The organism is Candidatus Hydrogenedentota bacterium (assembly GCA_019637335.1).
In the GTDB taxonomy this organism is placed as follows: domain Bacteria; phylum Hydrogenedentota; class Hydrogenedentia; order Hydrogenedentales; family JAEUWI01; genus JAEUWI01.
Genome location: JAHBVV010000045.1, coordinates 1 through 20,474 on the forward strand (window position 1 = coordinate 1; position 20,474 = coordinate 20,474).

Consider the following 20,474-nt stretch of genomic DNA (forward strand, 5'->3'; position numbering starts at 1 on the left):
CTGGGAACGCCGGGATTCTATTCCAAACCACTTACGTCACTTTATTTCCCGAGCTCCCGTTGCCGCGGTCACGCCGAAGGTCCGCCGAGGCGGAAATGTCCACGATCCTGCTATTCACGCCCGTCTTGACCGAGAATCGCCTCCAAGGCGATGGGTGCTTCATTCCGCTAATGTGTTACAAAAGCTCAAAGGCGGACCTGCTATCGCTCCATTTGAGTCCTCGAACCCGGTCAATAGTGTCTCTTATTCGTGTGAATTCGTGTGCATGCGTGGTTGTGTTGAATATCCTGGTTGCGACACGCGGCGGCTGCTCTGCTCTAAGTGCTTCGTGGTTCAATCGCATCAGGAACGCATGAAGCCCACGCCAGCTCCTTCGCGCCTTTTCGCGTGAATATCAACCCTTCCAACTTCTTTCCATCCTGGTCTTCGTACTACTATCCGTCAAATTCTTGTTTTTTCTGCAAGTTCTTTCGCTCAAGATCCGTATAACCGTTTGTTGTAAAAGCATTTACGAAGCGAAACTTCCAGGGAGAATTTCCGGGCCGTTCCACAAGTTTCGTGGTCGAAATTCTCTTCTTGCCCACGGATTACACCGATGACACGGATTGAAGCGACACGCAGACCAAACAAGAAGAAGCAGCCCGCCACCCGATCAACCCCGCTACAATTCCGATGCTGAACAATCCGAACAGGCTGCCTTGGAAACAGCACGCAGCCGCCTGCACACCCCAACGACCGAAATCATTTTCTATCCGTGTCATCAGGGCAATCCGTGGGCACAATTCTTGACCGCCGCCCGCGGCTGCTCCCGATGCATTCGTGTGCATTGGTGCTCATTCGTGGTTAAGGATGCACTCTCTCGATCATCCACCCAATCCATATGCGTACCAGAAATCAACCTATGCGGTCTCTGCGTTCTCTGCGGTTAAAGCTATTCTCTGTTTTTCTTCGTGCCCTTCTTTCCTTCGTGCCCTTCGTGGTGATCATTTCTTTGGTTGCGGCCAGAGGCTGCGCTGTGCCCTTCGTGGTGATCAATTCTTTGATCGCGGCCAAAGGCTGCCCTGCGCCATCCGTGGTCACATATCCTGATCGCGGCCGGCAAAAGTCCAAGACAGCTCGAATCAAAGGCTGATGGCCCGGGGAGAAGTCCAGGGTCAGCCTTTGCGGTGCTTTTTCTTGCCCTTGTCCTTGTCCTTGATGCGCTTCTTGGCCCCGGTTTCGCCGAATTTCTTGCCCTCTTTCTTGTGGAAGGGCTTGCCGTCTTTCTTGGGGAAGGGCTTCTTGCCCTTACGCGGCCTGCCGGAGACGTAGCCCTCGCCGGTGTCCTCGTGCTCTTCGTAGCGGCGGATGCGCAGCTTCTGTCCCGCGACGCGGACGTCCTGGAGGAGGGTGTGGATCTCTTTGGGCATTTCCGGGAGCACCACGAGGCTGTATTCGTCGAAGATGTCGATCGCGCCGATGAACTGGCTGTCCAGGCCGGCCTCGTTGGCGATGGCGCCGACGATGTTGCCGGGCTTCACGCCGTGCGTGTGGCCGACGGCGAGGCGGTAGCGCTGCATGCCCTCGCCCATCGGCGCCAGGTCGCGCCGGGCGCCGTACTTTTCGCGCTTCTTTGGCCGATCGCCGGCGTCGCCCGCGTCGTTCTGGCGTTCGCGCTTGCCCGGACGGGTTTCTTCGGGTGGCGCGAAGCGCGGCTGATCCTGGAGGAGCAAGGGCTCGTCGCCCTGGTAGAGTTTCGCCAGGGCCGCGGCGACTTCAATGGCCGGCACGTCGTGATCGGCGACGTACTGTTCCACGATCCGGTGGTACAAATCGAGGCCATTGCTCGCCAGGGCGGCGGTAATACGGTCCTTGAACTGGGCGATGCGCCGGTCGTTCAGGGCCTCGGTGGAGGGCATTTCCATCAGCGTGATCTTCTGGCGCGTGGCGCGCTCGATGGAGGAGAGCATGCGCCGCTCGCGGGGGGTCACGAAAAGGATGGCCTCGCCCGTCCGGCCGGCGCGACCGGTCCGCCCGATGCGGTGGATATAGGGCTCGGTGTCGGTCGGGATGTCGTAGTTGATGACGTGGCTGATGCGCGCGACGTCGAGGCCGCGCGCGGCGACATCCGTGGCGACGAGGATATCGAGCTCGCCGTTTCGGAGGCGGTTCACGGTGCGCTCGCGCTGGGCCTGGGCCACGTCGCCGCTGAGGGCGGCGGCGGCGTACCCGCGCGCACTGAGCTTCTGGACCAGCTCGGCGGTGGCGGTTTTCGTCCGCACGAAGATGATGATCGCGTCGTAGTCTTCCGATTCGAGGATGCGCGTGAGGGCGTCGAGCTTGTGGTGGTGGCTCACGAGCCAGTAGCGCTGGTTGATGGTCTCGGCGGTCGCAGTCTTCACTTCGATGGCGATGACTTCCGGATCGCGCAGGTGCGTCTCGGCGATGCGCTGGATCTCGCGCGGCATGGTGGCGGAAAAGAGGGCGATCTGCCGGTCCGGCGGCGTTTGCTCCAGAACCCACTTCACATCGTCGATGAAACCCATGCGGAGCATTTCGTCCGCTTCGTCCAGGACAAGCGTGGTGAGGGCTTCCAGGTTGAGCGTGCCCCGGCGCATGTGGTCCATGACGCGGCCGGGGGTTCCGACGACGACGTGCACGCCGCGTTTGAGGCCGCGCACCTGCGGCGCATAGTCCGATCCGCCATAGATCGGGAGGACGTGCAGGTCCGGGAGTTGCGCGGCGTAGCGCTGAAAGGCCTCGGCGACCTGGATCGCCAGTTCGCGCGTCGGCACGAGCACGAGGGCCTGCGGCCAGGTTTGCGCCAGCTCGATCCGCGAGAGGATCGGCAGGGCGAAGGCGGCGGTCTTGCCCGTGCCGGTCTGGGCCTGGCCGAGGACGTCCTTCCCCGCCAGAAGCGGGGGTATCGTGGCGGCCTGGATGGGGGACGGAGTCTCGTAGCCGACGTCGTCGAGGGCGCGGAGCACGGCCGGGGTCAGCCCCAGCGCGGCGAACAGGGTCTCGGCGGGCGCGGGCTCGGTTTCGCTCGATTCGAAGGAGTCAGCGGGGGAAAAATCAGTGGACATAGGTGTATTCCAGTGCGCGTGCGGTGAAAACCAGGACATTCCGCACGCGGGCCGAAGGGATTTCGGGCGCGGCGGCGGGGTACAACAACACCCTGCGAGGGTGAGTGCCTCCATGGTTTTTCCCGGCCTGAAATCGGGGCGATCAGGGAAAGGAATGCGCGCAAGCTGGCGGCGGAGAGGCGGGTACCCGGCAAGTATGGTCGTAGTATACCACAACCCTGCGGCAAAATCCGAATAACCGCAGGGCAATCGAATTTCAATCCAATCGCGGCTTATGGGCGGGAACTTGAGTTGATTTGAATCCATGAATCAATGAAAGTGAGCGTGTTGGAGCGCCGGCATCTCTGCCGGCAAGGGCCAGCATTCGCCGCGGGCGAAATGCCAGCGCTCCAACACGGGCCCCATATATCATTTCAGGAGCTTCATATCGCGCGCGGCCCGTACAGGAAGTTTGAATGCGCTCGCCCTGCGAATAACCGCGTTCGCAATCCCGGCGCGCCGCTGCTATGATGCGCGCACCCATGAAAACACGCGCTAGAAACATACTCAAGGCGCTCTTCCCAGACACCCTGCTGGCCGCCGTTCGCCTGTTTCGGGGGCTGCCCCGCCGGGTGGCGCGCCTGGAGCGCCAGGTGGCGTTGAACGCCGCGCACGCGGCCCGGCGGGCGGGCGCGGAGCCGTGCGGGCCCGCGCTCCACAGCGTGCTGAACCGCCACGAGATTCAGGTGTACTCGCAGCACGGCGAGGACGGCATCGTGCAGTTCATTTTCGGGGAAATCGGGGCGCCGCACCGGACCTTTGTGGAATTCGGGATGGGGGATGGCCGGGAGTGCAATACGGCATGGCTCTCGCTGCACGCGGGCTGGCGGGGCCTGCTGCTGGATGCGGACGGGGAGCGGGTGGCGGCCGCGCGGGCCTTTTACGAGCGGATGCTGGGGCCGGGGCAGGAGGCGGTGCGCATCGAGCAGGCGTGGGTCACCGCGGAAAACATCAATGATACGATCCGTTCGGCGGGTTTTGCGGGCGAGATCGACCTGCTTTGCATCGACCTGGATGGCATGGACTATTGGGTCTGGCGGGCGCTGGACGTCGTGCGACCGCGCGCCGTGATAGTGGAATACAGCGCGGTTCTCGGGCCGGAGCGCGCCTGTACGGTTCCCTACGATCCGGGATTTTCCCGCTGGCGCGCGCACCCGAGCGGATTGTACGCGGGAGCGTCGCTCGCGGCGCTGGAGAAGCTGGGCCGGGAGAAGGGGTATCGCCTGGCGGGCTGCAACGCGCACGGCGTGAACGCGTTTTTCATTCGGGAGGACCTGGCGTCCGATTCCATTCCGGCGGTAAGCGCCGCGCGGGCGTGGTATCCCTGCGAGGACCTTTTGCTTGGCCTCATTACGCCCGAGCGCTTTGCCGGCGTGGCGCACCTGCCCTGGGAGGAGGTGTGATGCGGCGGGCCCTGCAAGTTTGGACCGAGGGCTTCGCCTTCTGGGTGGTGTTATTCTCCGCCGCCGCCTGGTGGATGCCCGCGCCCTTCGCGGCGCTTGCGCCAGGCATCGTGCCGGGACTCGGCGTGATTATGTTCGGCATGGGGATGAGCCTCTTGCCGGGAGATTTCGCGCGCGTGTTCAAGCAGCCGAGGGCGGTGGCCTGTGGGGTCGCCGGGCAGTTCGTAGTGATGCCGGCGATCGCCTGGGGCATCGCGCACGGGCTCGGCATGCCGCCGGAAATCGCGCTGGGTTTCATCATTCTGGGATGTTGCCCGGGCGGGACCGCGTCGAACGTCATCGTGTACCTGTCGCGCGGCAATGTGGCGCTTTCGGTGACGCTGACGGCCTGCTCGACGCTGCTGGCGGTTTTCCTGACGCCCCTGCTGATCTGGCGGCTGGGCGGGGCGATTGTGCCGGTGGATGTCTGGGGCCTGTTCAAGAGCGTGGTGACCATTGTGCTCGTCCCCGTGGGGGCGGGCCTGATCGTTCACCGGTATCTTGGCCGGCGCGCGGACGCGATCAATGCGGCGTTCCCCGCGCTGTCGGTCTTGATTATCGTGCTGGTGATCGCCGCGATCATCGCGGGGGCGCACGACACCCTGCCGCAGGCCGGAGGGATTCTGGCGGTGGGAGTGTTGCTCCACAACGCCCTGGGCCTGGCGCTGGGCTATGGCCTCGCGCGGCTCTGTGGGCTGTCCGCACGCGATTGCCGGACGATTGCCGTGGAGGTGGGTATGCAGAACAGCGGCCTGGGCGTCGCGCTGGCGTCGAAGCACTTTTCGGCGGCCGTGGCGTTGCCGTCGAGCATTTTCAGCGTCGTCCACAACCTGACGGGGTCCGCGCTCGCGAACTACTGGCGCCGGTACGCGCCGGGGAATGATGCTTGATACGGACCGGCGTTCGCGGAACCACCCCGCCAATTCGCTGGCGGGGCGGGCCGCGATTGCCGGATTTCAGCGATTATGCATCAGAGTTCTGCGCTTGCGCCAGGCCAGCATTGTGCCGCCTAAACCGAGCAGCGCAAACGATCCTGGTTCGGGTATGGGAGGGCTCTGCCCGGCGGCAAGAGAGTAGAAAATGACACCCTCGTTCTCGCCCACGAGCGACCAGGTACTGGTGGCGAGGTCGTAGAGCCCAATCGCCCCCCGAGCGGACGAGGCCCCCAGGGCGTAGTCGTAGTAGTAGTTGGCGATGCCGTAAAGGGCGTCGTTGATGCCGTCGTCGTCGGTATCCACGCCCGTCAGGCCGGCGAAGCCTGACCAGTAACCATCGAGCGTTTCCATGGCGGCGGCGTTAAAGGCGCCATTTGCCGTGGCGTACCCGGTGTCTGGATCGATGTCGAGCAGGGTGTTCGTCTCGAGATCAAGGCCATAAAGCCGGTCGCCAACGCTTCCCAGCGAAATGACAAAGGGGCCGTATGTCATGTCCCGGTCGGGGAAGGCCAGGTTAATGGCGTCCAGGAGCGCGGTCTCGGTTCCGACAGGGGTTTGAAGGCCCGTATTTAAGTCGAGGCTGTGAAGCTGCGCAGTGTCGAAATCCGCGTTGAACGGCAGCGTAAACGCGCGGCCATCCGGCATTATCTCCAGGCTGGTGGCCGATCCGGAAGCGGCGCTTCCTACGAGAGACAAGCCAGCGTCCTCTGTACTGATGGTGTAGAGGTTTAATCCGCTGCGACCGTACAGCGTCCCATCTGGCGCTGTTGCCAGCCCGGCGATTCCGGCGGCTATCGGGGCGATTTGTGTCGCGGCCCCGCTACTGAGGTCGATCGACCACAGGAAGTTGCCGGTGTCGTGGCCGTGACCGGGGGCGAAGGCCTGGCCGACGGCGTACAACACCGATGTGGCGGCGGCGGTGGCTGCGTAGGATGCTACCGCCAGCATGGCCGCGTAGTGGACTAATCTTCTTCGAGTACGCATGCGAGAATCTCCCTTTGCCATGCGATCATGGCGTTCTACGTTCTGGCAGACGGTGATCGCACCATTGCGCCATCGTCTGTTCGCGAGCCATTATATGATAATGATTTCTCAAGATCAATAAAGATTCGTGGCATACCGCTGGCGTGAGGCGGTGATGGGGCCGTTGCCGTCAGGCGTTCTGGTGGGGAGCCGAGACGGGGCGTGCGGGGGCGGGATCGCGAAGCTGGATAAGGGAGGACTTCGTCAGGCGGTCGGGGTCGCCCCGTCGTCGGGCGACTCCTCGTCGCCGGGCGGGGTTGCGCTTTCGGGCTCCGCATCCGGCGTTCCGGCTGCGTCAGACAGCGCATCGCCCTCGGGAAGGCTGGCGTCGGTCGCATCGGCAGTGGTCTGCGCCGCGCTGGCGTCATTCTCCGGCGTCAGATCGGGCGCGGTTTCGTCCGCGCTAGGCGCCGTTACGTCCGTATTCTCAACGGGTGGTGGCGGCGGGTATTTGTCCTGGTCGAACTTCTCGCGGTACCGGCGAGGGATGGACGGGCGCTTTGCTTCGAGGGCCGGTCCCCACTCGTCGCGCGTTTCTTCGAGGTAGCTCATGAGGTACATGCGCACGGTGTGCACATGATGCTGATCGGCCGCCTGGAAGGTATCCCGCCAGGCGCCCTGATTAACGATTCCGTACAGGTTGCCGCGATCTTCCAGAAAGCGCGCCAGGCACACTTCGGGGTCTGCGGAGCCGTATGCGCGCATGAACTCTTCGGGGGATTGTTCCCCCACGTAGGTTTGCCAGATGTCGAGGTTCGTCATGCGGCGTAGTGTAGCACACGCGAATTCCCGGACGCATGCGTGGCGGCCCGAGCCTTAGGGGGGACAAAAAGGAAGCGGAAGCCGCGTCGAAAACGCTTCGCTGGCGGGTCTGGGCACTCCACGTGGCCCTTGCTGATCCTGTTTGGGACCCTTACAAAGCTCTTTCGCTACACAGCTTCCGCATCAGATGGGGTGGAAATAGCAGCGTTAACCGCGTCATTGGGTCTGGGCACTACACGTGGCCACTGACGTCCTGTTTTGAGGAGCATGCGCGCAACGCTTTTCAACTGACTACTTCCACCGTATCCAAAGCGGCAACGTCGTCTCAGGTCCGTGCGCGCACCCACCGCTGGGCCGCCTGTTGCGGGCCTGTTCACGCGTTTTCCGCAGTGCCGGACCCAGGGGGAACCCGGCCTCTGCCTCAGCGGCGCGCGCCCGGTTTCGGGCTTTCCGCCGTTCGCTCGGGACCGGTGTCCTGAGTCCAATTGCAGTATACCATGGACGGCGAAAATTGCAAAGGATTTTTTCAAGTTTTTTCGGGGGCTGCGGATCGCGGATCAGGCCCGGATTCCGGGGCTCCGCGCTGATTCAGCCACTGCGGCCAAGGATCACGGAAACGTCGTCGGTGTCCCGGTTTGGAACCGCAAGATCCAGCTGCCCGTCGCCGTTCAAATCGACCGCGAGCGCCGCGATCGGGAGGCTGCCGGCGGGCACGTTTTCGGCCCGCTCGTAGAGCAGGCTCGCCCGGCGCAATCGGATCGCTACTTCGCCATTATCGTTGGTGGTGTAGATATCCAGGCGGCCATCGCGATTCAGGTCGGCGACCCCCACGGAATTGGGCGACGGGCCGGCCGCCACCACACCGCTGCCGCCGAAGCTCCCGTCGCCGCGGTTGATGAAGAGCTGGACGCTCCCCAGCAGCCGGTGTGAGGTCACCACGTCGAGGTCGCCGTCGCCATCGAGATCCGCCACGGCCAGGCTGCCGGGCGCCGCGTTGGCCACGTAGGCCGTCATGCGATCCAGATCCAGCGTACCGTCGCCTTTGCCGGGGATCACCCGCATCGCCGAGGTTTGCGTGCCCGAACCGTCGATGTCCACACCATTGACGAGGACCACGTCCAGGCGCCCGTCGCGGTCGACATCCGCGAGGTGGACATCCAGCGGGAAATTGCCCGCGGCGTATTCGACCGCGTCCTCGAAAGCGCCGGATCCATCACCGAGCAGCACGGCCACGGCGTCGCGGTTGGCGTTGCCGGTGACGATATCGAGGTTCCCGTCGCCGTCCAGGTCGCCAAGGGCCACGGAGCGCGGCTCGGCGGAACGCGTTGAATCGGACCCGCGCACGGAGAAGAACACAGGGCTTTGGAATGTCCCGCCGCCATTGCCCAGCAGAACGGCCACCCGGCTCTGGTTCAGGTTGGTTACTACCAGGTCAAGGTGGTTGTCGCCGTTCAGGTGGCCCAGCGCGAGCGCGCGGGCCGGCCCCCCGGCGGCCACGGAACGGCCCGGTTCGAAGCTGCCGGTTCCATCGCCGAGAAGCACGGTGACGTCGTTGCTTTCAAGGTTCCCCACGACCAGGTCAAGGTTGTTGTCCCGGTTGAGGTCGCCCGCCGCCACGATGCGCGGGCGCGCGCCGGCCGGGAAGCGCCGCTCCGCGTTCAGGGTGTTGGCCGCGGACGCTTCGATGACGAGCATGGTATCCCTTGCCAGGTTGCAGGCGACGGCGTCCACGCGCCCGTCCCGGTTGATGTCCGCGGGGGCGATGTCCACCACGCCCGCGCCGGCATGGTAGCGCGCGCGCTCGGAAAAACGGCCGCGCCCGTCGCCGGCCAGCAACAGGAGTTCACCCGAAGAGACGGTGTCGGCCGCGCTGGCGAACATCACGGCGAGAATGTCGAGATTGCCGTCCCCGGTGTAGTCGGCCAGGGCGAAGCGGGTGGGGTTGGCGTCCAGGGCCGTAAATACGACGGGATCGAAGGCCCCGCCGCCCGCGCCCGGGTGGACGGCGATCGCGCTGGACCCGGGATTGCTCGCAATAAGGTCCGGCCACCCGTCGCGATCAAGATCCGCGATCCGGACGAGGCGTGGCGCCGTGCCGGTGGGCAGGTTGACCGGCGCGGCGAAGGTGTCCGATCCGTCGTTGAGGAATACGGAGAGCGAGTTGTCGTCGCGGTTTGCGGCGACGAGATCGGGGAGGCCGTCGTTGTTGAGGTCGCCGGTCGCCAATGATCGTACGCCGCCGCCCGCGGCAACATCCATGGCGGGTGCATAGCCCCCCTCGGGGATGGCCAGAAGGATCGAGATGGCGCCGATTCCGCTGCTTGCGGCCACGAGGTCCAGGAGCCCGTCCCCGTTGACGTCCAGCGCGGCGACATCCCGCGGCACGGCGCCTTCCGTGAGAGGCCACAACTCCGCGGGCTGGTAGGCGCCATCGGCCGTGCCCCGGATCACGGAGATATCATCGCTCGCGGCGTTGGCGGCCACAATATCGGTGATGCCGTCCCCGTCGAGATCCACGAGGGCGAGGGCGCGCGGCTCGGAGCCGCCGGTCGCGATATCTTCCGGCGCCGCATAGTTGCCGCCGCCCGAGGAGCGCCAGACGCGGATCGTGCCGTCGAGGGCGTTGGCCGTGGCGAGATCGGGGAAGGCGTCGCCGTTAAGGTCGCCGGTGACGACGGCGTCCGGCGCAACGCCCGCCGTAAAGGTTCGGGGCAGGCGGAAGAACACCGAGCGGGTTTCCGGGTCGGGATCCGGATCTGGGTTGGGATCCGGGCAGCCGGTCTGGAACATCGCGCCAACCGCCAGGACGGTCGAAAGAACGAGTGTGGAAGAAAAGCGCGCCCGGACTGCCATGGAAGAACCTCCTCTGCGACCGATAGTTCGGTGTTGCGTATGTGCGCCATGTTTGCCGCGTTGCGGGCGGGCCGCACTCCTCCCGCGCGTCTTCGGCCCGCGCTCCCATTGGTCACCCGTACCGTCGCGGCGCGGGATTTCGATGGAATGGAGACGGGGCCGTATCACTTGCCTGAAGTGTCACGAGTATACCTGTTGTCCCGGCATATGATCACTTGCCCTACCGAATTTTATCAGGGCAATCGCGTTTAAACTTCCTGTCCGAGCCGAGCGCCATACAAACCACCTGAAATGTAAAAAAGTGAGCGTGTTGGAGCGCTGGCATCCTTGCCGGCAGAGATGCCGGCGCTCCAACACGCTCACTTTCATTGATTCAAGGCTCCCATTCAACTCAAGTGACCGTAATCGGGTTTAAACGCGATTGCCCTGCGAATTTTACCCCCCGGGGCCGGCATGTGTTACACTTTCCGTAGAACCCCGATTGGCAGTAGAAAGGAAAGAATCGGCATGAAATCGGTCTGTGTCGTGTCGGATCTGCACATGTTCTGCAAGCGTTCGCACTGGGAGGATCACCTCCCGGAGATCTATGCGGCGGCGGCGGGATCGGACCTGTTTGTGTTCAATGGCGACACGTTTGATTTCAAGTGGACGACGCTCGGCAGCGTTGAAGAGACGGTTCACCAGGCGATCGTATTTCTGAGGGGGCTTGCCGCGGAGTTTCCCGACTGCCGCTTCCACGTGAACCTCGGGAACCACGATCACGTGCAGGGATTCATAGACGCGTTATCCAAGCTGGCGCGCGAGACCGAGAACCTATCCTGGCACCCGTACTATTTCCGCGTGGGCAACACGTTGTTTCTTCACGGGGACATGGCGACGCGCAAGATGAGCCACCAGCAGCTGGAGGCGTATCGCGCGGGCTGGCTCCACCACAAGAAACAGGGGCGCGTGAAGAATCGCGTGTACGACGCCGCCTTTCGGGCGGGCGCGCACATTGCGGTTTCCCGCCTGGTCCATCCGCCGCGCCGCACGCTGGAGCGCGTGCACGCCTACATCCACGACATCGGCCACGGGGCGCCGCACGGCGTCGAGACCGTGTATTTCGGGCATACGCACGTGCCGGTGGACGGGGAGTACTACGGAGGCGTGACCTTTCACAATGGGGGCGCCCCGATGCGCGGCATGGACTTCAGCCTGCTGCGGCTTCAACTTCCCGAGACGGCGTGACGGGGGATCCGGGGGGTCTGAACGCGGCGACCGGCGCCGTGAAATGGCAGGCGGCGTCCGCATCGAGGGCGAGCTCGGCGGGGTAGGGATTGAACAGCGCGGCGATCTCGTGCGGCAGAAAAATCGCGTGGGCGCCCGGGGCGTGGGTCATGGTCAACTCCGTTCCAATAGGGGGCGAATTCACGCAGATTGTGCCCGGTGGGACGTAACGAATGTGTGACGGCGCCCGCAAGAATTCGTGACACCGGTTGGTTTCCGCTTTCGCGATGGCGCATAATCGGCGGGAGTCCCGAAACCCTGAACCCCATCCGGCCGAACCGCGTGAAGCTGCTGCATGTGTACAAAGACTTCGATCCGCCCGTAAGCGGCGGAATCGAGCGGCATGTGGCCCTTACCTGCCGGTTTCAGCGGGCGCACGCGGACGTCGAGGCGCTGGTCTGCCGGGATGGCGTCTGGACCCGCGTCTGCGAGCGGGACGGCACGCGCGTTACGGAGGCGGGGGCCTGGTTTCGCTTTCAGGGCGCCCCGGCGGCCCCGGCATTTCCATGGCTGCTGCGGCGCGCGGCCGCCGATGTGGTGGTGCTCCACATGCCCAACCCGACGGCGGAGCTGTCGTGGCTGCTTGCGCGCCCGAAGGCGGCGCTGGTCGTGCGGTACCACAGCGACGTGGTGCGCCAGGCGGCGGCGATGCGCGTCTACGCGCCGGTCCAGCGGCGCTTTCTGGCAGACGCGCGCCTCATCCTGCCCACGTCGAAGGCGTATCTCGACAGTTCCGCGACGCTGGCCCCCTTTCGCGGGAAGTGCCGCGCCGTGCCGCTGGGCGTTGTGCCGGAGGATTTCGCCGAAGCCGATCCGGGCGCGGTGGCGGCGCTTCGCGCGCGCTATGGCGATCCCTTCGTGCTGTTCACAGGCCGGCACCGGTATTACAAAGGGCTTCCCTACCTGGTGGAGGCCGCCCGCTGGATCAACGCGCCGGTGGTAATTGCCGGGGACGGCCCCGAGCGCCCGCGGATCGAGCGGCTTGCCGCTTCCCTCGGCGCGCCGGTACACTTCCCGGGCCATCTGGACGACGCCGCGCTCCGCGCGCACCTGCACGCGTGCGCCGTGTTCGCGTTTCCATCGGTGGCGCGCAGCGAGGCCTTCGGCATGTCGATCATGGAGGCGCACGCGTGCGGGGTTCCCGCCGTGGCGACCGGGCTGGGCACGGGCGTGGAGTTTATCAACGAGGACGGAAAAACGGGGTTGAACGTGCCGCCGCGGGATCCGCGGGCGCTGGCCGAAGCGGTCAACCAGCTGCTCGGCGACCCCGAGGCGCGGCGCGCGATGGGATCTTTCGCCCGCGCCCGCATCGCGCGCGAATTTGATGCGCGGGCCATCGCCGAACAGGAGCTCAAGCTGTATCAGGAACTGCTTACATGACGGCGGAACAGCCGTATCTGGCCTACGCGTATCTTTTCGCGGTCTCGGCGCTGCTGGCGGCGGGGCTGACGGCGGCGATCCGCCCGTTTGCGATGCGGCTGCGCGTGCTCGATCATCCGGGGGAGCGCAAAGTGCAGCCCGCGCCGGTGCCGCTCCTGGGCGGCGCGGCGATCGTGGGCGCGTTCTACGCAGTCGTTATCGCGCACCTTATCGCCTTTATGGTGCTGGACCGCTTTGGGCTATCGTTCGTTAACGGCTACCTGGACGCCGCCCTGGGGGATGGCAGCGCGATAAAACTGGCGGCGATTCTCGCGGGTGGGCTCGTGATATTTGCGCTGGGCCTCGCGGATGACCTGCGGAATCTGAGCCCGCCGGTGAAGCTGGCCGGCCAGATCGCCGCGGCCAGCCTGCTCGTGTTCGCGGATGTGCGGATTGAACTGTTTGTGCTGTCGAATCCGTGGATCTCCGGGCTGGTGACGATATTCTGGGTGGTCTTAATCACGAACGCGATGAATTTTCTGGACAACATGGACGGGCTCTGCGGCGGCGTCTCGGTTATCGCCGCGTTTTCGTTCTTTCTCTGCGTCGTGCCCTTTGAGCCGCTGGTGCGCTACCTGCTCCTGATTTTCGCCGGCGTGACGGGCGGCTTTCTCTACCACAACCTCAGCCCGGCGCGAATTTACATGGGCGACGCCGGGGCGCTGTTCTGCGGCTACTTTCTCGCGACAATCGCCGTGCTGGGCACCTTTCACGTCGAGGGCACACCGCGCATCGCCGTGGCGGCCCCCTTGCTGGCGCTGGCCGTCCCGCTCTTCGATATGGCCAGCGTGCTCTACCTTCGCTGGCGCCAGGGTCAAGCGCTTATGCGGGGCGATCGCCAGCATTTCTCGCACCGGCTGGTGGATCTGGGCATGTCCCCGCGCCAGGCGGTCGAGTTCATCTTTCTCGTTGCGGCCATCATTGGGCTGGGCGGCGCGTACCTCCCGCTGCTCGATGCGCGCGGGACAATACTGGTGGTGGTGCAGACGGTCGGCGTGTTCCTGCTGATCGTGCTCTTGATGCGTGCGGGCGGGGATCGCGGGAGGCCGAAGCCATGAGCCGGCGCAGAAAGACCCAGGCGCCATCGACGACCCCGGCGGCGCCGGGGGGGCTGTGGCCGGAATCGTTCGCGAGCCCCAGGAACGCGCTGCTGGCCGGGTTCTGCGTGGCCGGCTGGACCGTGATCCTGACCGTGCTCGGGTTTGGAAATAACCTGCTGGGGCTGAAGCAGGCGGGCGTACTGCTTGCCGGGGCGCGTCTGGAGCCCGTGCTTATGGCGGAATCGCTGCACAGCCTCGATATCGCGGCGGTATTGGTTGGATTTGTGCTGGTTCTCGGGGCGGGCTATGTTCACGTTTCGCTCGGGCTCGCGGTGTTGCTCGCGCTGCGCCCGTGGCTAGATGGCTATGTGTACGAGGCCGATAATCTCTACTTTCTGTGGGGCGCGCTGCTGTTGAGCGGGATCTGGGCGGTGCGCCAGTTCTCGAAACCCCGGCGCCTGCACGGGCTGGTTCCGCTCGGGGTGCTCTTCGTATTCTGGGTGGTGAGCGCCGTGGCGGCGGCGACCGGGATCCAGTACGACTCCGCATATCACCAGCTCCTGCTGTGGGCGGGTTACGCGGTCGTCTTCTTTCTGGCGGCGCAGGTGTCCGGTGAGGCCGCGTCGCGCAGGGTATTTCTCGCCGGTTTTCTGGTGGGGCTCGCGGGCCAGGCGCTCTACGCGTATCCCTACCTCCACTACCTGCTCCCGTTTCTCCGGCGGCAAATGCTGGAAAACCCGGCCTACCTGGCCTCCCATTTCGGCGGTATTACGGAGGCGACCCCGGAAATCGCGCGCCGGCTGAACCTGAACCGCGCCTCCGCGAGCATGATCTACCCGAACGCCCTCGCGGCGCTGTTAATACTGGGGATACCAGCATGCCTGGCGCTGACGTGGAACGGCGTGATGGCCACGCGCGCGTCCGGTGAGGAGGCCCTGGCGAAGGAGACGCGCTTCCGCGTCCTAATCCCGTGGGGACTCGCAATCTTCGTGGCGCTGGCCGTTCCGCCCTTTCTGATGGGGCAGCTGGCGCTTATCTACGCCCTGGACGGCCCCCCGTGGTTTGGCGGCCAGGAATCCCTGGCGGCGGGGTGCGTCGCGTTCGCGGGCGCGGGGCTGGCGGCCTTCCTGTTCGGCGCGCGCCGCCACGGCCTGCGCCGGGCGAGCCTCGCGGCGGGCGCCCTGGGTTGCGCGGTGCTCGTCCCGGTGGCGTTGGGCGCGTTGTGGATCACCTACAGCCGGGGCGCGATGCTGGCCCTTGCGATGGCCGTTACCGCGACGGGCGGGCTCGTGTTGGCGCGGCGGCGCGAATGGCGGCTGCCGGGCGTTGGAGGGGCCGCCATCGCCATCGTGTTGATCATGGGCCTTCTTGTTTCCCTCTCGCGGGCCGCCGGACCGGGAATCGCGGCGGCGCAAGAGGCCACTGCGCCCGAAGAGACGGCGCCCGGCGCGGGCCTCCGGGACGAGGGCATCGACGTGACGTTTTCGGACCTGGCGAATCCGGCGTCGCTTTCGATACGGCTGACATACTGGCGCGTGGCGCTGCGCATGGCGCTGGACAACCCGCTGCTGGGCGTGGGGCCGGGAAACTTCAAGTTTGCCTATCCCGTATACCAGTACCTGGGCGCGGGCGATGTGCAAAACGCGCACAATGGCTTCCTGCAGGCGTGGTGTGAGACCGGTATTCTGGGCGCGGTGGCGCTGGCGGGATTCTGGATCGCCGTGCTTTGGCCCGGCGTCGTATCCTTCGCGCGATCGCCGGGCGGGCGGCCGGATTGGCTCGCGGCCGGCCTGGTGGCGGGCATCCTGGCCTTTCTGCTGCACGCAATGCTCGACATGAACCTGACCCACCCGACGCTGATGACCTTCGCCATGGCGGCCGCCGGGTTGCTCGCGCGCCGGGCGCCGCGCAGAGACGAGGCGGCGCTTGCTTCCTTTTCCGTGGCCCGCGCCGGCGCCCTGGCGGTCCTGATGATCGCCGCGCTCTTCTCGGGGCTGGCCCTGCGCCCCTACCTGCAGTATCTGGCGACCAACGGCGGGAAGTATGTGCAGGTGGGAGATCGGGACATGCTCCAGCGGCGCTTCAACGCGGCGGCCTTCTTCCTGGCGGACGGCGCGGACTGGGCACGTGCTGGCAAGCCGGGACGCCCGCCCGCGCTGCCTGCCCGCGAAGCGGTCGCCATCCTCGGCGACCGCGACGCGCTGTTTCGCCTCGGAAGCCTGCTGGCGCCCGTCCCCGAAACCGGCAATTTCGCGCGGCTCGCCCCGGAGAGCGCGATCCCGCCGCAGACCGTGTTTCAGCTGGAGCGCCCCTGGGATGCGCACCTGTTCGTCTTTGAGCGGGCGCGGGCGTGGCTTGGGGAAATGGAACGGATAGACGCCCGCTTTCCGGCCGATCCAGACCACGCTGTTCAGATTGCGCGCGGTTACAAATTGCTACTTGAACAGATTGGGGTCAAACAACAGGGCCAGCGGGACGCCATTCGCGCGGCCCTGGAGGGCTGGTCCGGCGAGGCCGTCCGCCGCAATCCGCTTCGGGCGGACCTGATCCAATTTCGGGGCTGGGCGCTCTGGGCCTGTGGCGCGGCAACGGCCGGAGAGACGAGTTTGAACTATTTCAAAACCGCGATTGCGGCTTTTGAACAGTGCACCCAACTGGCCCCCAATGAGCCAAACTACCATTTCGCGTACCGGGAAGCATTGGACGCGATCGGGGAATCCTATGCGCGCGCGGGGGATGTGGAAACCGGGGAGCGCTATCGCGGCCTGGCGAAGGCGGCCGATGCGGAGGGGCGCAGAATTCAGCGGATGCGCGGCGCCTTCGGTTTGCCCTGACGCGCGGCGTGCTTCCCGGCATTGGGCGGCGACCGCCCCAGCCCGTGTGCATTCATTCCTAAGTTGTTTCACACTAGTCGTTTGTGGCAATATTCCGCTTGGCCCGCGCCGCCGGCGGATTCTGGCGCGGGAAGCTGCCGCAGTGGTATATCGCCTCCCGACGCGAGGAATTCTCATGATCCAACGACTCGAAGCGCTTCGCGCGGAGCTCGAAAAACACGAATGCGATGCGTTCGTCAGTTTTTCGCCACCCGCCAATGAGTACCTCACGGGTTTCCGAGGCAGCACGTCGGCGGTCCTGATCACCCCTTCGGAAGCGGTGTTTCTCTGCGATTTCCGCTATACCGAGCAGGCGGGAAAGCAGGTGCGGGACTATTCGGTGGAGGAGGTCGCGGGCGCACTGGAGAAGAACGCCGGGGAGTGTCTGGCCCGCCTCGGCGCGCGCCGCGTGGCGGTGGAACCATCCACGCTGACGCTGGATCAGAGCCTCTCCGTGGAGCAGGCCTTCGGCGCCGCCGTGGTTCCGGTCAAAGGGCTGGGGACCGCGGCCCGCCAGGTGAAGGATGCGGGCGAGCGCGAAAAAATGCGCCGGGCGACATCGCTTGCGGAGGCTGCGCTTTCCGCCGTGCTGCCGCTGCTGGAGCCGGGCATCACCGAGTCGGCGTTTGTGGCGGCGCTGGAGTATGAGTTCAAAAAACGCGGCGCCTCCGGGTCTTCGTTTTCACCGATTGCGCTCTTTGGCCCGCGAAGTTCGCTCCCGCATGGCGTGCCGGGAGAAAAGGCCCTGGAACACGGGGATATCGTGCTGCTCGATCTCGGCTGCATCCGGGAAAGTTACTGTTCAGACTTGACTCGGACTTTCGCATTCGGTACCATCCCCGGAGCCTGGTTTCAGGAAATCTACGAAGTCACCCTGACCGCCCAGTTGGCCGCCCTGGACGCCGTAAAGCCGGGCGCGCGTTGCCGCGATGTGGACGCGGTGGCCCGGGACATCATCTCGGAAGCCGGCTACGGCCCGTACTTTGGCCATGGCCTCGGCCATGGCGTGGGCTTGGAAATCCATGAAGGGCCGCGCCTCAACCAGCATTCGGATGCCATTCTTGAACCCGGCATGGCCGTCACGGTCGAGCCGGGCATTTATATTCCGGGCCAGGGCGGCGTCCGGATTGAAGATCTGGTGCTGGTCACGGAGACCGGCTGTGAAGTTCTTACCACATTACCCAAGGAATTGAAGGTACTCGGTACATGAGCATTTCGACCGCTGATTTTCGCAATGGGCTCGTTGTGGAGAGCGACAAGGGCCTGATGGAAATAGTCGAGTTTCAGCACGTGAAACCCGGCAAGGGCCCCGCTTTCGTGCGGACCAGGTTTAAGTTCCTGCTGAGCGGGAAGGTCATCGAAAAGACGTTTCGCTCCGGCGAAAAATTTGAAGAAGCGCGCGTGGAGTCGCAAACGTGGCAGTACCTCTACCACGACGGCGACCTGTATCATTTCATGCACAATGAAACCTACGAACAGCTTGCTATCGGCGAGAATATCGTCTCTGACAACAAGGACTGGATGAAGGAAAACAGCAACGTGGTAATCATGTTCCACAATGGCAAGGCGATCGCGCTGACCGTGCCGCTGAGCGTGGAGCTGACCGTGACGAAGTCCGATCCGGGCGTCCAGGGCGATCGCTCGTCCGGCGCGACCAAGCCCGCCACCCTCGAAACCGGCGTAACCATACAGGTGCCGCTCTTTATCGAGGAGGGCGATGTGCTGAAGGTCGACACGCGCACCGGCGAGTATCTGGAACGCATTAACTGACCCTTTTACCCACTGACACGGCGAATCGGGACAGGGACTGGTTAAGGGATTGCCGCCCGCCCGGATTCGATGACGGAGGGAATATCCGTGGACCTGAATGAAATCAAAGACTTGATCAGCCTCTTGGAAGAATCCGGGCTGTCCGAACTGGAAATTGAAGAAGAAGGCCGCCGCATCCGCCTAACCAAGCAGCACGGCCCCGTCGTGAGCATGGGCGCTCCGCCGATGTACGCGCCCGCCGCGATACCGGCGGCAGAGACCGCGCACGCGCACGCGGCGGCCCCCGCCGCCCCCGCCTCGCCGGCCGACGAAGGGCTGGTCACGATTGACTCCCCCATGGTCGGGACCTTCTACGGAAGCCCCGCGCCGGGCGAGCCCCTGTTTGTGCAGCCGGGCGACCGGGTCACGGCGGACCAGACGGTGTGCATCGTCGAGGCGATGAAGATCATGAACGAAGTCGCGGCGAAGGTCGCGGGCACGATCGAGCGCGTGCTGGTGGAAAGCGGCGAACCCGTCGAATTCGGGCAGCCGCTGTTTGCCGTTCGCCCCGCCTGATCCCCTACGAAAGAGCCGATACACATGCTGCGACGAATTCTGATTGCAAACCGGGGCGAGATTGCCGTGCGGGTGATCCGCGCATGCCGGGAAATGGGGATTACTTCCATTGCCGTCTATTCCAAGGCGGACGAAGACGCGCTGCATACGGCCCTGGCGGACGAAAGCATCTGCATCGGCCCTCCCGAGCCCAGCAAGAGCTATTTGAACATTCCCGCGATCATTTCGGCCGCCGAAATCACGGACGCGCAGGGCATCCACCCGGGGTACGGATTCCTTTCGGAAAGCCCCAAGTTCGCCGGCATCTGCCGCGACTGTAACATCAAGTTTATCGGCCCCACGCCGCAGGCAATCGCGCTCAGCGGCGACAAGGCGGCGTGCCGCAAGGCCGTAAAGGCGGCGGGCGTGCCGATTGTGCCCGGTAGCGAGGGGCTCATCGAAGATCCGGACCAGGTTCTCGATCTCGCGAAACAGATCGGCTATCCGCTCCTCGTGAAGGCGGCGGCGGGCGGCGGCGGCAAGGGGATGCGCATCGCCCACAACGACGCCACCCTGAAGCATTCGATCACCATGGCCTCGAACGAGGCGGAAGCGGCCTTCGGCGACAAGGGCGTGTACCTCGAGAAGTTTCTGGAGAACGCGCGCCACGTCGAAGTGCAGATCATGGCGGACGAGCACGGGAAAGTGGTCACCTTTGGGGAGCGCGAGTGCAGCATCCAGCGCCGGCACCAGAAGCTTATCGAAGAGTCGCCCTCCGTGGCGCTGAGCAGCTCGCTGCGGGCGAAAATGTGCAAGGCGGCGATGAAGGCGGCGAAAGCCATCGGCTATACGAACGCGGGGACTGTGGAGTTCTTGCTGGCGCCCAACGGCCAGTTCTACTTCATCGAGTTCAACGCGCGCATTCAGGTGGAGCACCCGGTGACGGAGCAGGTCACGGGCATCGACCTCGTCCGCGAGCAGCTGCGCGTGGCCTCCGGCGAGCCGCTGGGCTACAGCTCCGTGAAGTGTCAGGGCGCCGCCATCGAAGCGCGCATCTATGCGGAGGACCCGGAACGGAACTTTATGCCGTCGCCGGGGATAATAAAGAGTTGTCACATGCCGGGGGGGCCCGGCGTACGGGTGGACTCGCATCTCTTCGCCGGGTACGAGGTGCCGCGTTACTACGATTCCCTGCTCGCCAAGGTCATTGCCACGGGCAAGGATCGCGATCAGGCCATTGAGCGCTTGGGAGGCGCGCTGGACGAATTCATCGTGGAGGGCGTGTCGACCACGGCGAAATTGTGCGCGCGCATCGTTCGGGGCGATCGCTTCCGGCGGGGCGACCTGGGTCCCGATCTTATCGACGAGTATCTGCCCAGGCCGGGTTGAGCCATCATGGAGTGGCACGGCGCGGGCGCGGTTGATCAGGCGCGGCCCGCGCAATTCCAGGGCG

Annotated in this window: 15 protein-coding genes; 10 read left to right on the forward strand and 5 right to left on the reverse strand. The window is 64.9% G+C overall.

Annotation, left to right across the window (positions count from 1 at the left end; all coding sequences use genetic code 11):
• Positions 1–1,154: 1,154 nt before the first annotated feature.
• Complete coding sequence (locus KF886_26115; GenBank protein MBX3180838.1) at positions 1,155–3,065, reverse strand: DEAD/DEAH box helicase; 1,911 nt, start codon at positions 3,063–3,065, stop codon at positions 1,155–1,157.
• A gap of 521 nt (positions 3,066–3,586) precedes the next feature.
• Here KF886_26115 and KF886_26120 point away from each other — a divergent pair.
• Both KF886_26120 and KF886_26125 read left to right on the forward strand, forming a co-directional pair.
• Entirely contained in the window at positions 3,587–4,507 is a 921-nt protein-coding gene (locus tag KF886_26120; protein ID MBX3180839.1) for a hypothetical protein, read from the forward strand.
• Entirely contained in the window at positions 4,507–5,436 is a 930-nt protein-coding gene (locus KF886_26125; protein ID MBX3180840.1) for a bile acid:sodium symporter family protein, read from the forward strand. The genes KF886_26120 and KF886_26125 overlap by 1 nt, the downstream gene beginning before the upstream one ends.
• Positions 5,437–5,502: 66 nt before the next feature.
• On the opposite strand, the gene KF886_26130 is transcribed toward KF886_26125, so the two are convergent.
• The 3 genes from KF886_26130 to KF886_26140 all read right to left on the reverse strand — a co-directional run bounded on the left by KF886_26130 (position 5,503) and on the right by KF886_26140 (position 10,119).
• Complete coding sequence (locus tag KF886_26130) at positions 5,503–6,465, reverse strand: PEP-CTERM sorting domain-containing protein (protein ID MBX3180841.1); 963 nt, start codon at positions 6,463–6,465, stop codon at positions 5,503–5,505.
• Positions 6,466–6,708: 243 nt separating this feature from the next.
• The gene (locus tag KF886_26135) at positions 6,709–7,266 is read right to left on the reverse strand and encodes a hypothetical protein (protein ID MBX3180842.1); all 558 of its coding nucleotides are present in this window, start codon (positions 7,264–7,266) and stop codon (positions 6,709–6,711) included.
• 588 nt (positions 7,267–7,854) lie between these two features.
• Positions 7,855–10,119, reverse strand: a complete 2,265-nt coding sequence (locus tag KF886_26140; GenBank protein ID MBX3180843.1) for a VCBS repeat-containing protein — start codon at positions 10,117–10,119, stop codon at positions 7,855–7,857.
• Between the two features lie 507 nt (positions 10,120–10,626).
• Between KF886_26140 and KF886_26145 the strand changes: the two genes are divergently transcribed.
• Entirely contained in the window at positions 10,627–11,346 is a 720-nt protein-coding gene (locus KF886_26145) for a metallophosphoesterase (protein ID MBX3180844.1), read from the forward strand.
• On the opposite strand, the gene KF886_26150 is transcribed toward KF886_26145, so the two are convergent.
• Entirely contained in the window at positions 11,309–11,497 is a 189-nt protein-coding gene (locus tag KF886_26150; GenBank protein ID MBX3180845.1) for a hypothetical protein, read from the reverse strand. The two genes, KF886_26145 and KF886_26150, sit on opposite strands and share 38 nt — an antisense overlap.
• A 47-nt stretch (positions 11,498–11,544) precedes the next feature.
• Here KF886_26150 and KF886_26155 point away from each other — a divergent pair, with 47 nt between their 5' ends.
• The 7 genes from KF886_26155 (at position 11,545) to accC (ending at position 20,410) form a co-directional block, all read left to right on the forward strand.
• Entirely contained in the window at positions 11,545–12,765 is a 1,221-nt protein-coding gene (locus KF886_26155; GenBank protein MBX3180846.1) for a glycosyltransferase, read from the forward strand.
• Complete coding sequence (locus KF886_26160) at positions 12,762–13,862, forward strand: undecaprenyl/decaprenyl-phosphate alpha-N-acetylglucosaminyl 1-phosphate transferase (protein MBX3180847.1); 1,101 nt, start codon at positions 12,762–12,764, stop codon at positions 13,860–13,862. Before KF886_26155 ends, KF886_26160 begins: the two co-directional genes overlap by 4 nt.
• Positions 13,859–16,678: an O-antigen ligase family protein gene (locus KF886_26165; GenBank protein MBX3180848.1), complete on the forward strand. Its 2,820-nt coding sequence runs from the start codon at positions 13,859–13,861 to the stop codon at positions 16,676–16,678. The genes KF886_26160 and KF886_26165 overlap by 4 nt, the downstream gene beginning before the upstream one ends.
• 175 nt (positions 16,679–16,853) lie before the next feature.
• Positions 16,854–17,927, forward strand: coding sequence for an aminopeptidase P family protein (locus KF886_26170; GenBank protein MBX3180849.1), 1,074 nt, complete (start codon positions 16,854–16,856; stop codon positions 17,925–17,927).
• Positions 17,924–18,487, forward strand: a complete 564-nt coding sequence (gene efp, locus KF886_26175) for an elongation factor P (GenBank protein MBX3180850.1) — start codon at positions 17,924–17,926, stop codon at positions 18,485–18,487. The genes KF886_26170 and efp overlap by 4 nt, the downstream gene beginning before the upstream one ends.
• 87 nt (positions 18,488–18,574) lie before the next feature.
• Complete coding sequence (gene accB, locus KF886_26180; protein MBX3180851.1) at positions 18,575–19,042, forward strand: acetyl-CoA carboxylase biotin carboxyl carrier protein; 468 nt, start codon at positions 18,575–18,577, stop codon at positions 19,040–19,042.
• 24 nt (positions 19,043–19,066) lie between these two features.
• Positions 19,067–20,410 (forward strand): acetyl-CoA carboxylase biotin carboxylase subunit, encoded by a 1,344-nt coding sequence (gene accC, locus KF886_26185; protein ID MBX3180852.1) that lies wholly within the window; start codon positions 19,067–19,069, stop codon positions 20,408–20,410.
• The last annotated feature ends 64 nt before the right edge of the window (positions 20,411–20,474 follow it).